At 58.2% G+C, this 21448-nt stretch carries 7 protein-coding genes and 1 pseudogene; 2 read left to right on the top strand and 6 right to left on the bottom strand.

What is annotated here, in order from left to right; translation table 11 throughout:
* Positions 1 to 335 precede the first annotated feature (335 nt).
* On the top strand, positions 336 to 2615 hold the full coding sequence (locus V7714_RS01710; protein ID WP_284196521.1) for an NADP-dependent malic enzyme: 2280 nt from the start codon (positions 336 to 338) through the stop codon (positions 2613 to 2615).
* A 240-nt stretch (positions 2616 to 2855) separates the two neighbouring features.
* Here the strand turns inward: V7714_RS01710 and V7714_RS01705 are convergent, their stop codons facing one another.
* The 5 genes and pseudogenes from V7714_RS01705 to V7714_RS20590 all read right to left on the bottom strand — a co-directional run.
* Complete coding sequence (locus tag V7714_RS01705; RefSeq protein ID WP_335387527.1) at positions 2856 to 3713, bottom strand: hypothetical protein; 858 nt, start codon at positions 3711 to 3713, stop codon at positions 2856 to 2858.
* Positions 3714 to 3964: 251 nt separating this feature from the next.
* Positions 3965 to 5380 carry an HlyD family type I secretion periplasmic adaptor subunit gene (locus V7714_RS01700; protein ID WP_335387526.1) on the bottom strand — a complete coding sequence of 472 codons (1416 nt, stop codon included), beginning with the start codon at positions 5378 to 5380 and terminating at the stop codon, positions 3965 to 3967.
* Between the two features lie 5 nt (positions 5381 to 5385).
* Positions 5386 to 7554 carry a type I secretion system permease/ATPase gene (locus tag V7714_RS01695; RefSeq protein ID WP_335387525.1) on the bottom strand — a complete coding sequence of 723 codons (2169 nt, stop codon included), beginning with the start codon at positions 7552 to 7554 and terminating at the stop codon, positions 5386 to 5388.
* A 346-nt stretch (positions 7555 to 7900) separates the two neighbouring features.
* Positions 7901 to 17653, bottom strand: a complete 9753-nt coding sequence (locus V7714_RS01690) for a putative Ig domain-containing protein (RefSeq protein ID WP_335387524.1) — start codon at positions 17651 to 17653, stop codon at positions 7901 to 7903.
* A gap of 12 nt (positions 17654 to 17665) precedes the next feature.
* Positions 17666 to 17752 (bottom strand): annotated as a pseudogene (locus V7714_RS20590) (calcium-binding protein); the annotation flags it as partial.
* Positions 17753 to 19324: 1572 nt separating this feature from the next.
* On the opposite strand from V7714_RS20590, the gene V7714_RS01685 reads away from it, so the two are divergent.
* Complete coding sequence (locus V7714_RS01685; protein WP_335387523.1) at positions 19325 to 19672, top strand: hypothetical protein; 348 nt, start codon at positions 19325 to 19327, stop codon at positions 19670 to 19672.
* Between the two features lie 448 nt (positions 19673 to 20120).
* On the opposite strand, the gene V7714_RS01680 is transcribed toward V7714_RS01685, so the two are convergent.
* Positions 20121 to 21317 carry a glycosyltransferase family 4 protein gene (locus V7714_RS01680; protein ID WP_335387522.1) on the bottom strand — a complete coding sequence of 399 codons (1197 nt, stop codon included), beginning with the start codon at positions 21315 to 21317 and terminating at the stop codon, positions 20121 to 20123.
* Positions 21318 to 21448: the final 131 nt, after the last annotated feature.

The raw sequence follows: 21448 nt of genomic DNA, 5'->3' as shown, positions 1-21448 counted from the left end.
AGCACGCCTCCGCCTACCCCAGCCTGCCTAAATGGGGCTGTAGTCTGGCTGCGCGGCACGGTACGCGCAAGTGGTTTAGGTGCGGGGAATCAGATAAGTTGCACAAAACAGCGCCGTCCACCGCCCTGCCACAAGTGCAACACTGCTTTCCCCGGCTGGGGCAAGGCTAGGCCGCCACCTGTTTCCAACGAGGAATCAAGGGCTTGAATTTCCACCCCAGCGGCATCGCATTGCGTGCATGCGCCCAATCGGGATTTCCCCCTCGGCCTCTCGGCCCGGCAGGCCTATAATCGTGAGCTACCCGCATAACAAAACGACGATGTTGGAGCCCCACGATGGATGAAGAACTGCGCAAGAGCGCACTCGAATACCACCAGTTCCCCAAACCCGGCAAGATTCAGGTCGCCCCGACCAAACCGCTGTCCAGCCAGCGTGATCTGGCCCTGGCCTACTCTCCGGGTGTCGCCGCCGCCTGCGACGCCATCGTCGAAGACCCGCTGAACGCCTACAAATATACTGCTCGCGGCAACCTGGTCGCCGTGATCTCCAATGGCACGGCCGTGCTGGGCCTGGGCAATATCGGCCCGCTGGCCGGCAAGCCAGTGATGGAGGGCAAGGGCGTGCTGTTCAAGAAGTTCGCCGGTATCGACGTGTTCGATATCGAAGTAGACCAGAACGACCCCGACAAGCTGGTTGATATCATCTGTGCGCTGGAGCCCACCTTCGGCGGCATCAACCTGGAAGACATCAAGGCACCCGAATGCTTCTACGTGGAGCAAAAGTGCCGCGAGCGCATGAAGATTCCGGTGTTCCATGACGACCAGCACGGCACCGCCATCATTACCGCCTCTGCCGTACTGAATGGCCTGCGCATAGTCGACAAAGACATCGGCCGAGTGCGCTTGGTGGTGTCTGGCGCTGGCGCTGCCGCCATTGCCTGCCTCAACCTGCTGGTGCAGTTGGGCCTCAACCCGGCCAACATCATTGCCTGCGACTCCAAGGGCGTGGTGCACAAGGCGCGAGAAGACTGGGACAAGCTGGACGAATCGAAAAAACGCTACGCCCAGGACACCCCCCATCGCACCCTCAAGGATGCCATGGTCGGTGCCGACATCTTCCTGGGCTTGTCCGGCCCCAAACTGGTAAGCCAGGACATGGTCCGCAGCATGGCGGCCCACCCGCTCATCCTGGCCCTGGCCAACCCCGAGCCAGAAATCCTGCCGCCGCTGGCCAAGGAAGCCCGCCCCGATGCCATCATCTGCACCGGCCGGTCGGACTACCCCAACCAGGTCAACAACGTACTCTGCTTCCCCTTCATCTTCCGTGGTGCGCTCGACGTTGGCGCCACCACCATCAACGATGAGATGAAGCTGGCCTGCGTACGCGCCATTGCCGACCTCGCCATGGCCGAGCAGAACGATGTGGTGGCCGACGCCTATAGCGGCCAGTCGCTGACCTTCGGCCCAGACTACATCATCCCCAAGCCGTTCGACCCGCGCCTGATCGTCAAGATTGCGCCGGCCGTGGCCCGTGCCGCCATGGAATCCGGCGTGGCAACCCGCCCCATTGCCGACATCGCTGCCTACCACGAATCGCTGATGCAGTTCGTGTACAAGTCCAACCTGTTCATGAAACCCGTCTTTACGGCCGCCAAGAAGGCCGCCAAACGGGTGGTCTACGCCGAAGGCGAGGATGAACGGGTACTGCATGCGGTACAGGAGATCGTCGATCAGGGCCTGGCCCGCCCCATCCTGATCGGCCGCCCCAATGTCATCGATATGCGCATCGAGAAGCTGGGCCTGCGCATTCGCCCCGGAGTGGATTTCGAACTGGTCAACAACGAGAACGACCCACGCTATCGCGAGTACTGGAACGAGTACTACCAGTTGCGCAAGCGCAATGGGGTCAGCCAGGAATTCGCCAAGCGCGAAGTCCGTCGCAAGACCACCCTCATCGGCGCGCTGATGATGCGTCGTGGCGAAGCCGATGCCATGATCTGCGGCACCTACGGCCATTATCAGGATCATCTGGACTTTGTCTGCCAGGTCATCGGCCGCAAGGCTGACAGCCACACCTATGGCGCCATGAATGCCCTGATGCTACCCAAGGGCAATGTCTTCATCACCGACACCTATGTGAACCAGGACCCGACCGCCGAGCAGTTGGCCGAGATCACCTTGATGGCAGCCCAGACCGTCCGCAACTTCGGCATCGCCCCCAAGGTCGCCCTGCTGTCGCACTCCAGCTTCGGCTCGGTGGAATCACCGACCTCGCTGAAGATGCGCAAGGTGCTGGAGCTGTTGCGCCAACGCGCCCCCGAGCTGGAAGTGGATGGTGAGATGCACGGCGATGCAGCGCTATCGGGCCAGATACGCGATATGGTGATGCCAGACTCGACCCTCAAGGGCGATGCCAACCTGCTGGTCATGCCCACCCTGGATGCTGCCAACATCGCTTTCAACCTGCTCAAGGCCAGCGCAGCCGACGGCGTCACCATCGGCCCCATGCTGCTGGGCGTGAACCAGCCCGTGCATATCCTCACCCCCACCGCCTCGGTACGCCGCATCGTCAATATGACGGCCCTGGCGGTGGTTGAGGCCGGCCAGCAAGCCTGACCTGTCGTTCCGTCGCAAGCAGACGGCGCCTCCGCAACGGGGCGCCGTTTTGTATCGCCTCACAAGCAACACCGCAGGGCGTGCAGCGGTTCACAGTAACCGTCCAGCGCCCTCACCTTGTCGATTAATCGCTGGCAACACCGGTATTACAGCAAGGGAGAGGTTGGTAAAAACCACTTTAACCTGACAAGGGGAAATCTACATAACGCCCCCTTGGTTTTCGACGTACGTGAATCATACCTAGTGAATGCTTTCCTTATTTTCTGGCCATGGATAATTTTCGACCAGCCTGGATGCGAGCAGTTGTCGAAGTTTCCTGTCGGAAGGAATCACCATGTTCAATGGCACATGTACCATTGAGAATCTTCTGCTGACGACGGCTTCGTGACCTTCGGTCACGTAGGAATACTGGCATAGGATGGGATCTAGGCAGATCGTCACGAAGGGGCGGCCGTCGGGGGCAGTATATCTGTCCTGTCGAGCCATCATGGCGGATTGACTTGCGCCGGGCGTGCCACAGACTATGAGCTCATAGGATTCGGTACAGACACTTTTTGCGCCGTTCCGATAAGTTGCATATGTGGTCTGATTGACTTCGACTAGGCCAGTGAATCCCTGTGTGATTTTCCGCATGCCAAAACCCTGGAGGCGATCATCTTCGGGATAGTTGGACTTATTCACACCATCAAACTCGAACAGAAGGCCGAATCCATATGCCTGCATGGGATTATCATAACATCCTTTGGGCTGGCTTGGGTCTGGTGCAGTGGGAAGCCCCTGGCTATGAAATTTCTCATTCAGCCGACTAAAAGCCACATGATCTTCCAAGATCTCGCTAGCCTTTGCCTTCATGACCAAGCGCCCAAATGCGAAATACAGATTGCCATCTCCCCCATCGCGGCATTGTGCAGGGTCGAATGTCCCCATTGGGACGGAATCACTCTCGTAAGGTGTCGTGGGTGAAACGACCCAAGTCGTCTCGGGAGGACGGGGGCGATTGACCCACCAGACCGTTGCTGCAACACCTAGAGAAAGTAATAAAATGGATAGCTTTAAATTAATTTTCATCGCATCGAAAAGGCCGGTTAATGCCACCATCTGCTATTTATATAGATGGGACTATTTCCAGCCTAACATTCATGAAATTAACCGTCCAGCGCCCCCACCTTGTTAATCGATCGCTTGAATACTCCAGCCTCAACGGCAGCTGTTCATCAATCCGGCTATTCCGCATTCATACAGCTAGTTTGCAACTTCAAGAACACGCGCAAGTCAGCTGGCAGCCCCGCAAAAGCAGAACGGCACCCTACATAAGGGTGCCGTTCTGCAATACACACAGGTCGATAGGCTTAGCGCTCGCGCAAGCTCTCCTGCACATGCTCGCTTAGCGGGCTCAAGAAGTATTCAATCACCCGTCGCTTGCCTATCTTGATCTCGGCCGTTACCGCCATGCCGGGGCTCAGGTTGACCCGCTTGTTCTCCACCTGCACTGACGAGCGCATCAGTTCCACCCGGGCCGGATAGATCAGGCCACGCTTCTCGTCCTGCACCGCGTCGTTCGACACGGTCAGCACCTTGCCCGGCAGGGTGCCGTACTTGGTAAAGCTGAAGGTCTCCACCTTGACCTCGGCCTGCTGGCCCGCCACCACGAAACCAATATCCTTGTTCTCGATCTGCGCCTCCACCACCAGCCTGTCGTTCTGCGGCACCACCTGCAGCAGCGGGTCGGCCTCCTTCACCACCCCGCCCACCGTATGCACCGACAATTGCTGCACCACCCCGTCCACAGGCGCCACCAGGGTCAACAGCCGGTTACGTTGCTCCGCCTTGACCAGTTCCTGGCGCAGCGAGCTGGCCCTGTCCTGTGCCTGGTTCAATTGGTCCAGCGCTGCTCGGCGGGTTTGTGCCAGCAAGCTCGCACGCTCACGCTGGTTCTGCGAGATGGCATGCTCCAGCTGCCTGGTACGGCTCTGCTCTGCCGCAAGGTCGCGTTGCGTCTCGACCAGTGCTTGTTCCTTCTCCAGCAGGGCGTGCTTGGCGATAAAGTTCTTCTCGGCCAGGCCGCGATAGTCCTCAGTACGCTGCCGCACAATGGGCAGGGTCTCGGACAACTTGGCGGCAATCTGCCGGCTGGTCTCCAGCTCCGCCCGACGGCGTTCGGTCTCTTCATCGAGCGCGGCCAGGCGCGCCTGTATTTCGGCATACTCGCCTATCAGCAGCCGCTTCTCGCTGGCCAGCGCGCTGGCTTCCACATTGCCTGGCGAAGTCAGCTGCGGCAGATGGCCACGCTCCAGCGCATCCGCCAGAGCCTTGCTGCGTGCCGCTTCCAGCTCTGCCGCGCCCAGCTCACTGCCGGCGCGTGATTTATCAGCGCCGGCGCTGGTGGCATCCAGTTCTATCAGCACCTGCCCGGCTTTCACATGCTGGCCATCACGCACCAATATGCGCCGCACCACGGCCAACTCAGGCGTCTGTATGACCTTGGTGCGGTCATCAGGAATAATCTTGCCCTGGGCCACCGCCACCACATCGATCTTGCCGAAGATGCTCCAGGCCAGCGCAATCAGGAACAAGGCCATCAATATCTTCATGGTCAAGCGGGGAACAGGCGAAGGCGGTGTCTCCTGCAGTTCCAGCGCAGCTGGCAGAAACTGCGCCTCGTAACTCAGCTTGGCCTTGGGCGCCAGTTGATCACGGACTTCCCAAGCAGCTTTCCATACCGTTGCATAGCGCTGTAACAGGGCTTTTGTGGCTTCGAATATCATCTGGCTTACCCCTGCTGCAGACTGTAAAGATGGGCGTAGTACCCACCTGGGCGGTTGACCAGCTCATCATGCTGGCCCTCCTCGACAATCTGCCCCTTGTCTACGGCGATAATCCGGTCCGACATCCTTACAGTAGAAAGGCGGTGGGCAATCACGATCACCGTCCGCCCCTGGCAGATGGCGCGCATATTGTCCCGTATCACCCGCTCCGACTCATAGTCCAGCGCGCTGGTCGCCTCGTCCAGTATCAGGATACGGGGATTGGTCGCCAGGGCGCGGGCAATGGCCACACGCTGGCGCTGGCCGCCAGACAGGCCTGTACCATGTTCACCCACCACCGTGTCATACCCCTCGGGCAGCTCCACGATAAACTCATGCGCCCCCGCCAGCTTGGCGGCATGTATCACCGCCTCCATCGGCATGCCAGGGTCGGCCAGGGCAATATTGTCGCGGATGGAGCGGTTGAACAGCAGGTTCTCCTGCAGGACCACACCCACCTGGCGCCGCAGCCACACCGGGTCGGCCAGGGCCAGGTCCACGCCATCCACCAGCACGCGGCCACGCTCGGGTACAAATAATCGTTGCACCAGCTTGGTCAAGGTACTCTTGCCCGAACCAGATCGGCCGACAATGCCGATTACCTCCCCAGGCTTGATCTGCAGCGAGATACCACGCAGTATCTCCGGCCCATCAGGACGGTAACGAAAGCCCACTTGATCGAACTCGATGGCCCCCACAATCGCCGGCAAGGCAGCGCGACTGGCCTGGGCGACCTCGGTACGGGTATTGAGGATATCTCCCAGGCGCTGCATGGAGATACCAGTCTGCTGGAAATCCTGCCACAGCTGCGCCAAGCGCATGATGGGCCCAGCAACGCGGCCGGCCAGCATATTGAAGGCAATCAGCTGGCCCACCGTCAGTTCGCCCTCGATCACCAGTTTGGCGCCCAGCCACAGGGTGGCCACTGTCACCAGCTTGCCAATCAGCGAAACCACCTGGCTGGCGATATTGCCCAGCTGGCCAACCTTGAAGCTGGCCGCCACATAGGCTGCCAACTGGTTGTCCCACCGCTCGATCACACGCGGCTCCACCGCCATGGATTTGATGGTCTCCACGCCATTGACCGCCTCCACCAGAAAAGCCTGGTTCTCGGCACCACGGGCGAACTTCTGGTCCAGCCTTGCGCGCAGCACCGGGGTGATCAGGAACGACAGCAAGGCATAGCACGGCAGGCTCAGCAGCACGATCAGCGTCAGCCAGCCGCTGTAATAGAACATCACGGCGATGAACACCACCGAGAACAGCAGGTCCATCACCAGCGTGATGGCATTACCAGTGAGAAACTGGCGGATGTTTTCCAGCTCCCGCACTCGGGCCACCGAATCCCCCACCCGGCGCGCTTGGAAATACGCCAGCGGCAGGTTCAATAGGTGACGGAACAGCCTGGCACCCAGCTCAACGTCGATACGGTTGGTGGTGTGCGAGAACAGCCAGGTACGCAAACCTGTCAGCACGACCTCAAAGATGGATACCACCAAGAGGCCGACGGCAATCACGTCCAGCGTCGAGAACCCACGGTGTACCAGCACCTTGTCCATGACCACCTGGAAGAACAAGGGGGTCAACAGGGCGATCAACTGCAGGATGAAGGAGACGAACAGCACTTCGCCCAGCAGCTTGCGGTATTTGACCACCGCCGGAATAAACCAGGTGAAATCAAACTTGGACAGCTCGCCAGCCAAGGAGGCACGCGAGGCAAACAGCAGCAGCCTGCCGCTCCAGCGGCTGACCAGTTGATCGCGGCTCAGCGTCTCGGGGCGGCCCAGGCGTGGATCCTGTATCAGTACCTGATCGTCCGAGACACGGGCAATGATGAAATAGCCCCCACCCACATCCTCGGCCAAGGCCGGTAGCGGCAAGGTGTCTAATCTATCTACCCTGGCATTGACTGCACGGGCCTTCAGGCCCAGTTGCTTGGCCGCCAGCAAAATACGCGTTTCATCGAAAGCCACGCCGCCACCAAACTGGTGGGCAAGTTGCGCGGGCTCGGCTGCCACGGCATGAAACCGGGCCAGCATGACCAGGCCGACCAGACCGCTATCCACGACGCTGGTCTGCTCGGTATCGGGTTGTATCAATTCCGCTTCCGGAGCGGTGGGTAATTTATCTGTCATTCCTGTCGCACAGTTATTTTCTGACTCGTTCAATATCGAAACATCTGCAACACAAGCCGAGCCATCACGGCAACGCCTTCTATTGCATACAAATACTTAGGCAAAACCAATGCCCATGCCCGGATGTAGGCCATCCATACAGGCACTATAGCCATTGCCCCATGCCATGGCTGGCAGCGAGCCGACGCCAAGGCAGGCAAGCTCTACCCAAACTGGGCAGGGGCGCGGAATATACCCGTTCCCCAGCCTCATGACAAGACAATAAGCTATTGATTCTAAATAAAAATGGAGAAAACCAGGCCGTGCTTGCGGCCTGGTTTCAACATGCCAACCTGGGCTATCCAGCTTAGTGGTGGGATACCGCCAGCACAGGCCGGTACATATCGGCATCCTGCGCCACCGCACCCAGGTTGCCCATGGCACTCGGTGCGAAGCTCGCCATGGCATCGACCAACAGATTCAGCTGCTGATCAGCCGTGTGGCCCGTGCGATTGTTCAGGCTGGCGCTAGGCGGTGGTACACCGTCCAGATCCAGACCTGCACGCACCACTTGCTCCTGCGGGCGCAGCGTCATATCCACCGACAACCCCGCCACTGGGCGACTCAGGTAAGGTGACAGTGTGTACCCAACCCGCTTGTTCAGGTTGGCGCTGGGCGGTGGCACGCCGTCCAGATCCAGGCCATTGCGCCTGACCTGTTCCTCCGGGTTGCGCTCCATAGCCAGCGACAGACCTGCCGCCAATGGGCCGAATTCCTGGTTGGCCCGTTGGCCCAAGCGTTGGTTCAAGTTGGCACTCGGTGGTGGCACACCATCCAGGTCCAGCCCACTGTGCACCACCTGCTCCTGCGGACGCAGCAAGGCGTTCACCGACAAGCCGGCTACCGGCGTCAGCTTGGCCTGCACCTGGGCATCAGTCCAGGTCACGTTATCGCTGAAGCTGAACAGCTCAACCCGGAAACGGGTTGGGTCAACCGAGTAATACTGCCCCTCGATAGTGACCTGATCGCCATTGCCATACTGGAACACCAGGTTCTGGCCCACCTTCTGTATCGATGTGATAGCGGTAGACGCCACATCAAGGAACTGCAGCGTATCGCTGTTACCCGCAACCGCATCATTCTCGCGTATCGCGTCCTTGCCGCCACCCAGCGCAACCTGATAGACATCGCTGCCGCCAGCACCGATCAGGATATCGTCGCCTGTACCGCCCGCCAGCACATCAGCGCCTGCACCGCCGCTTAGGCTGTCATTGCCCGCGCCACCCAACAAGATATCGGCACCCAGGCCACCGGTGAGCGTATCGGCCCCTTCCAGACCGTTCAACCGCAGGCCATCCTGCGTGCCGGTCCCAGCCACACTCATGGTGTCATTGCCCGCCGAACCCATCAGGCCCTGCTGGCTCATCAGGGATTGCAGGGTAATGCTGCTGCCATCGGCAAACTTCAGGGTTTGCTGCTTCAGGCCGTCATACCACGGCGCGTTGGTCAGCATGCTCAGCAGGGTTACGCTCTCATTGGCGCCGTACTGTATGACCAGATCGTTATTGGGGCTACCGCCCGACACTCCTTGGCGCAGGCTCAGGCCAGATAGCGTAGTGCCCGGACCAAACTGCAAGGTATCCGCCGCGCTGGCGTAATGCTCGTTCACCACATCATGGCCATCGCCCAGGTTGAAGACATAGGCATTGCTGCCTTGCCCGCCCACCAGGCTATCGTTGCCCGCGCCGCCTACCAGCGTGTCTGCACCCAAGCTGCCCGTCAGGGTATCGTTGCCGGCCAGGCCATTCAGGGTCATGCCGTCGGTTGTCGCAGCACTCACGATGCTGATGCTGTCGGCCCCTGCCGAGCCAGCCAGCCCAGCCAGCGCCAGGGCCTGTTTCAGGGTCAGGCTGGTGCCATCGGCAAAGCGGAAGACCTGCCCCTTCAGGCCGTCAAACCAGGTCACATTGCTGAACACCCCCGGCAAGGTCACGGCGTCCGTTGCGCTGTACTTGATGACCAGATCGTTCTCGTTAGCCCCTGTACCGCGCTGCAGCACAACATCAGCCGGCAGAATGCCGCTGCCGAATATCACCGTATCGGCAACACTGTTGTACTGCTCGCTGATGACATCGACACCATCTCCCAGGTTGAACACATAGCTGTTACTGCCACCGCCACCCTTGAGCATATCGCTGCCTGTACCGCCCACCAGGGTATCAGCGCCTAGGCTGCCGGTCAGGGTATCGTTGCCGCCCAGACCGTGCAGCGTCATGCCATCGTTGGTGGCCGCACTCAATATGCTGAGATCGTTGGCATCGGCCGTGCCCAGCAGGCCTGCCTGCGCCAGCATCTGCTTCAGGCTCGTGCTGCTGCCATCAGCAAACTGCAGAGTCTCGCCCTTCAGGCCATCGAACCAAGCGGTATTGGTAAAGAAGCTGGGCAAGGTGAAGGCATCGGCCGCACTGTAGTGGACAACCAGGTCATTCACCGCCGCACCGCTGCCACGCCGCAACACGATATCGGCCTGCGCAATGCCGTTGCCGAAATTCAGACTGTCGGCCGCGCTGTTGTACTGCTCCGCCACCACGTCCAGACCATCGCCCAGCCTGAACAGATAGCTGTTGTTGCCCGCATCGCCCTTCAGCGTGTCGTTACCTACACCGCCAATCAGGGTATCGTTGCCCAGGCCGCCTACCAAGCTATCGTTACCCAAGCCGCCTTCCAGACTATCGGTACCCTGGCTGCCGGTCAGGGTATCGTTACCCGCCAGGCCATTCAACGCAAAGCCCTCCGTGGTCACCACCGATGCCACCGACAAATCGTCCGCTACAGCGCTACCCATCAGGCCATGCTTTTGCAGCAGGTCTTGCAGGGTAACGCTGCTGCCATCGCCAAAGCGCAGCGTCTCCAGCTTCAAGGGCTCGTACCAGGTGGCATTGGTAAAGAAGCTCTGCAGGGTAATGGCATCCTGGGCGCTGTACTTGATGACCAGATCGTTGACCGCCGCACCACTACCACGCTGCAGCACAATATCTGCCTGTGCAATGCCGCTGCCGAATACAAAGCTGTCGCCGCTGGCGTTGTAATGCTCGTTCACCACGTCCAGGCCGTCGCCCAGGCCGAACAGATAGGTGTCCTTGCCGGCACCACCCAACAGGCTGTCGTTGCCCGCGCCACCTACCAGCGCATCCGCACCGGCAGCGCCATTGAGCGTGTCATTGCCCGCCAGGCCAAACAGGCTGTCATCCTGTGCCGAGCCCGCCAGATTATCGGCAGCACCTGCCCCCAACTGCATATAGGGGTTGGCTGCTATCGTCATTTCCAACGGCATCTGCACCTTGGCGCCATGGTTATCACTAGCAATTACCAGCAGCTGCAAGCTACCGGGCTGGCCCATGGGCGTACCGGCCAGCGTGCGGCTGGCAGCATCGTAGACCAGCCAGGCCGGCAGGTCGCCGCCATCGGCCAGCTTGAAGGTCACGTTCAGGCTGTCTTCTGCATCGGCATCAGTAAACAGGTCTTGCGGCAGTTGCAGGCTGTAGGGCTTGCCCACCATCAGCACTTGCGCATCCACCTTGCCCGCCACCGCCGGCGCATGGTTGACCGCCAGCACCTGCAGGCTGAATGGCACGGTAGCGCGCAGGCCGGCGGTATCGGTTGCCACCACCAGCAAGGCCAGCTCCCCCGCCTGGGCATTACCTGGCGTGCCGCTCAACACCCCGGTCACCGCATCAAAGCTCAGCCAGGCCGGCAAGGGGCTGCCGTCGGCCAGGGTCACCGCATGGCTCAGCACATCGCCATCCGGGTCGCTGAACAAGCCAGCCAGCAAGGGCAAGGCAAACGGCGTATCAGCCGTGGCCGTCTGCCCATTCACGGCACCCGCCACCGTGGGTGCACGGTTAATAGGCATCACGTTCAAGGCAAACTCGGCCTTGGCCTCCAGGCCACCCGCATCCGTCGCCGTCAGGCGCAAAGCCAAGCTACCCTGGTGCGCCGCCGCAGGCGTGCCCGACAAAGTACCCGTCTCCACATCAAAGCTCAGCCAAGCCGGCAAGGGGCTACCATCAGCCAGCGATACCGCGATCTTCAGCTTGTCCCCATCCGGGTCGCTGAACAGGCCTGCAGGCAAAGTCCAGCTGAACAGGCTGTCTACCGAGGCGGTGGGCGCATTGATCTCGCCAACGGGCACTGGGGCTTGATTCTCCTGCTTATCATCCAGCAGATTGTTCAACTGCATCAGCTGCCCTATGGTGGCACGGGAACCATCGCTAAACTGCAGCAGCTCAATACCAAAACCGGCAGGGGTATCCGGATTGGGCAATACCACCTCGGTGATCTTACCGTCGGGCTGCTGGATACGTACTGTCTTATATGACTTGTCATGCAGCATGATGCTGCCCATGCTGGCGGTCAGGTCGCTGAGGCGGACGTTGCCTTCAAAGCGTAGGATATCCTTGGCGTACTCACCATCCAGACCTAATACTTGCCGTGAGAGCCGATTGAATGCTTCAGCAGAGGTCATTGCAACATTCAATAATCCCGCCTGCGCCAACTCGTAAAGCGGAGCAATAGAAGTAGTTATTAATTCCTCTGTTTCGGCAGATCCATCGTCACCGTTGAATGGATTGCTTGGATGCGCTGCCAGTGTTGGGATATTCTCAAACCTCAACTTCTTACCAAGCATTCTTACACTCAAGGTTATCAATGAATACTCCTCAGTTCTGTAAGTTGCCTCTGCCTCAGTATCATCAGGGTGATATGTCGTAAATACCATCCCATTCATTAACTCCGTAAGAACAGCTCCCATATAGAGCGAAGCCACCTCATGCCCAGATAGAGACCTGCTGGAATAACTGCCACCGCTTTCTATAGCATCCGCCCATCCTGCATAGAAGCCAAAACCAAAACCACCACCAGCCTTCATTAAATCATTGTAGTAATCGAAGGATGGGGTAATACCAGCATCCAGTATCAAGCTGTAATTACTGCTCGCTTGAACTGAGTATGTATCTCCCCCTCCTCCTCCAGCCAAGGTATCGTTCCCAGTACTAGCTACCAACAGATCTTCACCGTCGGTGCCAACCAGTACATCATTCCCAGCTTCACCGTCCAAGAACAGGCCCATGTCCTTGCTATGGTTTTCCACAAACGTCTTCCAAGCCCAGCCGCCACCCAAGGTATCGTTTCCATCACCGCCGCTAATCGCGCCCAGCGAACCAAAAATAGACTGATCACCCGCAGATCCATAGACATCCATAATGCCGACCTTGGTTTCAGTCGAAATAACACGAGTTTTCTCCTCGGTAATGTTTTCGACCGTAGTGGATATCTTGGCTGGTATCGTTATACGCGTGATCTCTTCATAGCCTTCTACCACCTGGGTGATATAAACAGGTGCAAGCCCATCGATGCCATCTCCATCCTGACCTTGACCTGGCCCATCAACAAGGCCATGACGATAGCCTGGATGTACCAATACTTGTTCCGTGCGCGTAGCGGGGCGGTATCGGTTTGGATCTATCGGGCCGGACATATCCGAATGCTTTATAAAGCGCAGCACTTTGATTTCTTCACGGCCTTGCTCAAGGATATGGTCAGTACGCGTAGGCGTAATAACCGTTGTGGTTTCTGTCTGTTCGGTGCGCTCGTGGGTAGAAGACACCTCTGCCGTCTCACCGGTCACATCAACGCGCTGAATACGCACATTCACATCATGTTGCACATCCAATTCACCCTCGGTCGCCAGTTCTTCTTGTTCACCCAGCAGGCGCGCAAGAAAGTCTTGCCGCAGCCGCTGGCTGTTGCCTGAAATCTTGTCATCCTTGTCTTGCTGCACCAGCGCTGCCAGCACCCAGGCCTTCATTTCTGCCGGGTCCTGCTCGCCAAACTGTATCTGCCAGCCAGCCCCCTTCTGCTTGACAAAGTCGCGCAACACCACCGAATCCGTGCTCTGCCGCAGCTGCACCACCAGGTCATCACCACGTAGGGCAAACTGCACATCGGCGCCGGAAAGGCTGGCATCCAGCTTGAGGGTATTGACGCCACTGTCGATCACCTGGTCGCGGCCCATACCGCTGTAAACCAGATAAGTGTCGTTGCCCTGCTCGCCGGCCAGCAGATCGTTACCTGATCCACCATCCAGCGTATCGTTGCCGCCACGGCCATAAAGCTCATCACGGCCTGCATCCGCCGCAATCACTTCACCCGCCGCCGTACCCGTCCAGTAATCCACACCATTACCAAATGGATTGACCTGATGGTTGACCTGGGTACCCAGGGTAGCCTCGATATCAGCCAAGCTCCAGGCACTACCATCGGCAAAACGGACCGTCAATTGGCTGGCCAGCAGGCCATTGCGCACCACCACAACATCGTCGCTGCCATACTTGAGCAGCAGATCGAAGCTACCCTTGTTGCTTACCCGCTCCAGGCGTACCGTCGCCTTGTCCACCGATGCGTCCAGCTCGATCTGTAAATTGCCATCGGCGTCGGCCACCGTGTCAACGCCATCGCCCAAGCCAAAGCGGTAGGTGTCCCGGCCTTCGCCACCATCCATGGTGTCGCGGCCCTGCCCGCCTGCCAGGGTGTCGTCGCCTTCCAGGCTGTACAGGCCGTCATCGCCCGCCAAACCCTCGATCAGGTTCTTGTCTGCCGTGCCCACCAACCAATCGGCCTGCTCCGTACCTCGGCGGGTGCGTAGCTGTGTTAGGAAGCTGTCAGCCAGTTCATCGAAGGTCTTGAGCGTACCATCGGCAAAGGCAAACTCCAGCATGCCCTTGACCTCGGCGCCCAGCGCCAGGCTACCACCCGTGTAATCCATCACAATGCTGTAGCGGCGCTCATCAAAACGGAAGCTGACCGAATCGGCACTGATGCCTTCGCCGAAGATCACCCGGTTACGGCCATCCCCATCAATAAGCTGATCATTCCCCTCACCTTGTCCGATGCGGTAGATATCGTTGCCATCGCCACCTGACAAGATGTCATTGCCTACGCCACCAATGAGTAGGTCGTCGCCGTCCCCGCCCTTGAGCACATCGTCGCCACCATACCCGTGCAAGGTGTCGTTACCGGCCACTGCATCAAGAAGATTGTTCCCACTGGTGCCAAACAATGTATTGGCACCCGCATCGCCCACCGGCATCACGATCTTGCTAATCTCGGTAAACAGCAGGTCACGCAGCGCCTCACCCTCCATGATGACGCGATCGCCCAGCATGATGCCGGCCAGCAAGGGTGCATCCGACTCCAGGTAAATACGGGTACCGGCCACTTCCAGGTAGATATCCGGTTCCCCCTCCACCACCTCCTCCGCGCGTTTGACCAGCACGGGCACGGTCTCGCCGGCGGCCAGCGGGGCTGCGCCAGTGATCACCACCACGCTGCCGCCATCGCCGTCCAGCAGTTTTACCGTACTGCCTTGCTCGATCTCATAGGTATCCACCCCTTGGCCGCCCGCCAGCAGGTCACTATCACCGCCTTGCAGCAGGTCGTCGCCCGTCCCGCCCAGCAGGGTGTCGGCACCCGCGTCGCCGCGCAGGGTATCGGCACCATCGCCGCCCTTCAGTTCGTCGTCGCCGTCACCACCCAGCAGCAAGTCATCGCCGTTGCTGGCCTCCAGCGTATCGTTGCCGGCATCACCACGCAGCAGGTCATAGCCCTCTTCGCCCTGCAGCAAGTCATCGCCACTGCCGCCAATAAGCACATCATCGCCAGCGCCTGCCTGCAAGGTGTCGTTGCCGCCCAGGCCCAGCAGGCGGTTGTAACGGTGGTCGCCGACCAGCACGTTGTCGCCTGCGTCGCCGCGCAGCAGCAATACGTCGTCAATCTCGCGCTTGTAGAAGGCCGCCAGTTCCTCGCCCGAAATCAGCACCTTATCGTCCAGCATGATGCTGCTGAAGCGTGTGCCATTGGAGTGGAAGTAAACCTGGGTATCACCCACCTGCAGGTAGACATCCGGCTCGCCCGGCTGGGGCATATCCACCCAGCCCAGGCCGATGGCCGCACCTGCATCGGCATTCCTGGCCTGGCGCATGGCACGGGCCGTACTGGCTGCAGGCGAGCCGGCGCTTTGTATGATCAGTATGCTGTCGCTGTCCGCGTCGGACACCCCGGCCGATTGGCCCTTGGTCACGTAATAGATATCCGTGCCGGTGCCACCATACAACTGGTCGCCTTCACCGCCATACAGTTCGTCGTTGCCACCATCGCCGTACAGCTTGTCGGCGCCTGCGCCGCCTTGCAGCTTGTCGTCACCCTCGCCGCCACGCAGGATATCGGCACCGTCGTCGCCCATCAGCACATCGTTGTGGTTGCCGCCAACCAGGCTGTCTATGCCATCGCCACCAACCAGAATATCCGCGCCATCGCCGCCCAGCAGGGTGTCGTTCTCATCGCCGCCGCGCAGGGTATCGTCGTCGGCTTCGCCGTCTAGCGCATCCTGCCCCTCCCCGCCATCCATCGAATCGTTGCCGACACCGCCATAGAGGGTGTCGTTGTCCTCGCCACCCAGCAGGGTATCGTTGCCGCCTGCACCTTGCAGGGTATCCTTGCCCTTGCCGCCCACCAGCGAGTCATTGCCCTCGAACTCGCTGGGCGCCATGGTGCCGAAGTCGCCAAACATCAGATCAGCATTGTCGCCCCCGTTCAGGGTGTCATCGCCGCCGCCCCCCACCAGGGTATCGTCGCCCTCTTCGCCATCCAGCACATCATTGCCATAGAAGCGGGCTTCCTGGGTCTGGTACTCGGCATCGCCATAAAGCCGGTCGTTATCCTTGCCGCCGCGCAGGCTATCTTCACCCCATTCGCCCCACAGGGTATCGCCACCCACACCGCCCAGCAGCACATCGCGGCCATTGCCGCCGATCAGGCTGTCACTACCCACGCCGCCCGAGAGGAAGTCGTTCCCCAGGCTGCCGTTGAGAAGATCGTTGCCGTTGTCACCAAACAGTGCGTCATTGCCAAAATCGCCCTGCACCAGGTCATCCCCGCCGCCACCGTGCAGTATCTGCGAATCCATGACTTCTGAACTCTGCTTGCGCGCATCATCAAGGCGCTTGTTCCAGAGCTCGGAGAACGTCGGAGTATGGTAAGCAAGCTCCAGCAGCCCGCCCTCGTCCTGGCTAATGCGGGCAAAGAAGGTCATATAGCCATCGGGGTGGGCGTACACGTTGTCCTTGTGCAGCTCCCACTTCCAACCTACAAGTTTGTTCTTCTCTTCATCGTACCCATTGCTGAATTGAACCGTATCGTGTTTGCCGCTGTTGTCGTGATCAAAGTACAGATTGAAAACATCACTACCTTCCCCGGCATTGACCAGATCCAGCCCCAGGCCCAGCGTAAAGTGATCGGCCCCCTCACCCGTCACAATCTCGTCGTCACCAAATGGCGAGAGAATCACATTGGACTTATTGCCAAACTCCGCCTGCACACCCGTGGAATTGACCAACGGCCATTCGTTTACGACGGCACTGCCATCCAGCTTATTGAGATAAAGCGAGGTGGAGCCTTGTAGCTTGATACCGAACTTGCCGTTCTGAAAATTCGGTATCACCACATGGTTACCCTTGCGGAAGATCATCAGGGCGCCAATGCCCTTATTGTCTGGCTCCCACACATAGCGGGTTTCACGGTCAGCACTCAGCCAGACATTCGGCATTTCCTCTATCTGCGCACCGCCATCCAGGGCCTTGTTGTCGACCAGCAGCACACCATCGCCGTCTTCATCCAGCACAATATCGGCGCCATCGCCCTTGACCAGCAGATAGGTGTCACGGTCCTTGCCGCCGATGAGCAAATCATCACCCTTGCCGCCGGTCAGCATATCCTCGCCGTCGCCACCTTCCAATGCATCGACGCCGTCACCACCATTCAATATGTCGCCGTCGCCATCGCCCCGCAGATGGTCATTCCCTTCGCCGCCGTCAAGCGCGTCGTTACCCTCGCCACCTTCCAGCCAGTCGTTCTGCTCGCCGCCTTGGATATCATCGTTGCCAGCGTCGCCGTAGAGTGCATCGTTTTGGCCACCGCCCAGCAATCGGTCGTCCCCCGCACCGCCACGCATAGTGTCGGCACCAGAGTCACCCAGCATGAAATCAGCACCTACGCCGCCGAGCATCGAATCGTTGCCGGCGCCACCGTCGAGTGCGTCATTGCCACTCCCACCCTCAATATGATCAGCGCCCCCCCCCCCTTTCAGTGCATCATTTCCACCCATCCCATAGAGATGGGCACCATAATTATTCGCCAAATGAACATCTGCTTTCTCGCTGCCAAAGTAGTACTGTTTCTTGTCGCTTGGTGCACCAGCACCTTGAGATATCAAATAATCCGATTGCTGATCAAAGTACAGTGCCGACTCAGTAACATAAGGGTGAACCATATCCCATGGAGAATATGAATTATCGTTATGCTCAGCATTAAGTTGATCCGGAGCATAATTTTTCCAATTAAACCAATTCTTTCTCGATAAAAAGTCGGCGCGATCCTCCACGAATTCGTTGGAGAAATTCAACGACGCCACCAGACCAGAGCGAATGGCTGCCTGATCCGCTTGCCAAAGTGAATAGATATTATCCCACACACCACCAATAGGATTTCCCTGGCCAAACATCAATGCAATTGGGCTAAGCGTCAACAGGGCTATGAAAGCACCGAAATCCGACCGAGCATTTTCTGCCGTGACATCACCCAGCTCAACCTTCCCCACCATAGCCTTGTATTGATCGGAGTTAACTATGTCCTTCAATAACTCATGTAAATCCTCACGATCCGTATACTCCCCCTTGACCGCCCCTTGAGGTCTAATATCAGCCCAGGTATTGCCATTAGAATTACCATTGAGCAGGTTTTCTGACAACACAAGACCAAAGCAATACTGCGCCAGTCCATTCACAATATTTTCTAGTACATCCCCCTCTGCAAGCCCCTGGCCATCACCATCATTAATTGCCGTAATGGACTGCTTGTAAGAGGCCTGTAGCAGGGCATTGTGCAAATCGGCTTGAGCAATGTCTCTTTTATCCTTTGGGAAAAGACTCAGTATTGTCGTTTGAACCTTAAGAGAATCAATTATCAAAACCAGACTATGATTATCACCAAAGTCATTCAGATTATAGTTATTAACAAGCAGCTTCACCTCTCCATGTTTCCAAGAAGCTTGCGCAGATTCCCAAGGGGCATCACCGCGAACCAACGGTTGATCTTCAATAAATACGCCTACTGGTGAGCCATAGCGGTACTGTGAGTTCGACACCATAAACTCAGCAGACCCTGATGTTTCAACACCTTGGACATCAAATTGATTAGAAAATGGTTGACCAGCGCCGTAGAATCGCGCACCCAGCATCGCCCGAGTACCTTGAAAGTAGCTGGCCGCCTCAATTTCATATTTTTTTGCCACAGTCAAATAAGCAAGCTGATAACTAAGGCTAACAGCCTCTATATTACGCAGTGGTATATCCGCAGGGGTGCTTGGCGCACCACTGCCCCCAGCCGATCCCGCCGATAAATTACGTACCCTAATCGCCTCTTCAGCAATACTCTTCACCCTAGCATATGCTTCCTTAAGCATAAGAAAATCTGAATCCGGGTCAGGTATTAAATTAATTGCCTTAAGCCAAAGATCGGCAGCAGAAAAGTCAGCCGAATCCGACTGCACTATTTTTTTAATCTCAGCATCCAGCTTGGCAAAGCTCTCCGCTGCAAGCACAGAGTTCCAAGCCGAAGCACTAGAAAAATACTGCGACTGTTTTCTTAATGAATTGAAACTAGCTACCATATCTTTTAGATGATCACCATTCACGGCTTCTTCACCATGCATGCCCCCGACGCCAGCACCATTGAAAGTAACCACCTTTGCGATTACACCATGCCCGATGCGCCCTTCATTCGCGTACATCAAGTTAAAAGCCGTAGCAAGATGACCACCCAAACTATAACCCGTTACCGTGAGTGGCCTATCAATCTTACTTTTAACCGACTCATACCAATCCACCATATCCGCGATCTGACCCAGTGCCCAACCGTACTCACTGATTTCCAATGTATTGCTTGCCAAATTATCACGCGCGGCATCGTCCATGAACTCCGTACTACGGAAGCTCATAACCAGTTCGCCATCTTTATTCTTAAATAACGTTCCTGAAAAGCCCGTAGCGGTATTTGCCTTGTGCTCAACCACGGTCCATTCTTTACTAAATTCCTCGGCCTGCGTCGCTGTAAATCGGCTGGCATGTCGATTGCCCGCCTTTAAATAATCCACGCTTAGATCACCAGAATACACTGCACCCGGCACTACATTGGCGTTTTTATTGGCATCAGAGTTAAAAACAGCCTCCGCAGCCATTTGCAGGTTGGCATATTTAAAAATGTCAAAGGCGGACAGAACAGTCTTATCGGTCATGCTTGCTTATTCCTGTTAGATTTAAATTCAATGTTCGGTTATTCGTCCGGCTATTCCAGCAGCGGTCGCCCCAAGTCTAAAACCAGGAATGGTTGACTTACTTGGTGCCTAGCATGCTGCGGTTAGCCAATCAGTAGTGGTCGCGTTACCCGTCAGGCGATAGATACTTCGGCCACCTGTGTCATGCCAGCAACCCCAACCAAGCCGCATTCCCCGCCCCTATCCCATACCCCGCCACCACCTCGGCACGGGCTTGGTGACGCAGGGCTATTTGGGCCTGGGGGTCGTCCAATACGGTTTGCAGCTGATCGACAAGCGCGTCGCGGTCGAAGAAGTCCACCAGCCAGCCGTTCTCGCCATGCCGCAGCACTTCGGCTACCGGTGCAGTGTGGGAACCCACCACGCAGCAGCCGACGGCCATGGCTTCCAGCAGGGACCAGCTCAGTACAAACGGGTAGGTGAGGTAGGCATGGGCACTGCTGATCTGCAGTACCTTGAGATAGTCCTGGTAGGGCAGCTTGCCCAGGTGGTGGGTGCGGCTGGGGTCGAGCGCCACTTCGGCGGCCAGCTTGGTGCGCCAGTTGGCGGCGTCCTTGGGCTTGCTGCCGTAGCTGACGTCGTCGCCACCCACGATCAGTGCATGCACATCGCCGCGCTGCCGCTGCAGTTGTGCCAGGGCATGGATGAACTGGGGGTAACCTCGATAGGGTTCGAGGTTGCGGGCAACGTAGGTAATGATCTTGTCGTGCCGGCTGAGTACCCGGCCATCAGGCAGGGTGAAGCGGGCATCGGAGTCGGGCTTGGCGACATCGGTATCCACGCCTTCGTGGATAACCTGAATCTTGTCGTGGTAGGCCTGGGGGTGCAGTGATTTCTGCCAGGCAGTGGGGGCCACGGCGAGGTCGCATTGCTCGAGATTGAGCAGGTGTAGTGCGTTGCGGCTGCGTATGCGGGCGCGGTCGTCCAGGCTGAGGGGGAAAGCCGGGTCAAAGCCGGCATCGGCTCCTTCGGCGTGGTAGTAATACTCGCAGAAGTGGATGACGCGGGCCTCTGGGTAGATGTCCTTGACGTAGAGCGCTTCGCCCCAGCCTGGGTGGGCGATAACCACATCGGGGCTGAAGCCCTGCCGCTTGAGTTGGGCCAGCACTTCGGCCACCGCCTGGCCCGCCAGGACGGCGTTTTCCATGCCGTGCAGGTAGCGATGGGTACTGGGGTGGGCTTGCCGCTTGGGCTGGTAGCGCAGCATACGCACGCCGGGCATGCCGGGGGCTTTCTGCTGGCCTAGGGCGATGACCTGGTTGGCTGGGTCGGCGGCCATGGCGCGCGCCAGATGCCGGAACTGTCCTGGGAAGTTCTGGTGCAGGAAAAGTACCCGCATTCCCCCTGCAGAGCGCTCAGCACCACGCGCCTGCCGCTCTAAACCAAATAAGTCACCGCTTGTCAATGAATCACCTTTCAAAAACCACTACCCGAACAGGGTTAGCTCGGGCGAAAGGCGCGGAATATACA

Origin of the sequence: Chitinimonas sp. JJ19 (assembly GCF_036961565.1) — a bacterium.
In the GTDB taxonomy this organism is placed as follows: Bacteria; Pseudomonadota; Gammaproteobacteria; order Burkholderiales; family Chitinimonadaceae; genus Chitinimonas.
Note: the sequence above shows the minus strand (reverse complement) of the source record. Positions and strands in the feature narration are given on the sequence as shown.

What these genes read in the sequence shown, in the direction of transcription:
- V7714_RS01685 (WP_335387523.1), top strand. Translation starts at nt 19,325, where the DNA reads ATGATCACCATTCACGGCTTCTTCACCATGCATGCCCCCGACGCCAGC.
- V7714_RS01695 (WP_335387525.1), bottom strand. Translation starts at nt 7,554, where the DNA reads ATGACAGATAAATTACCCACCGCTCCGGAAGCGGAATTGATACAACCC.
- V7714_RS01700 (WP_335387526.1), bottom strand. Translation starts at nt 5,380, where the DNA reads ATGATATTCGAAGCCACAAAAGCCCTGTTACAGCGCTATGCAACGGTA.
- V7714_RS01680 (WP_335387522.1), bottom strand. Translation starts at nt 21,317, where the DNA reads ATGCGGGTACTTTTCCTGCACCAGAACTTCCCAGGACAGTTCCGGCAT.
- V7714_RS01710 (WP_284196521.1), top strand. Translation starts at nt 336, where the DNA reads ATGGATGAAGAACTGCGCAAGAGCGCACTCGAATACCACCAGTTCCCC.
- V7714_RS01690 (WP_335387524.1), bottom strand. Translation starts at nt 17,653, where the DNA reads ATGCTCGGCGGCGTAGGTGCTGATTTCATGCTGGGTGACTCTGGTGCC.
- V7714_RS01705 (WP_335387527.1), bottom strand. Translation starts at nt 3,713, where the DNA reads ATGGTGGCATTAACCGGCCTTTTCGATGCGATGAAAATTAATTTAAAG.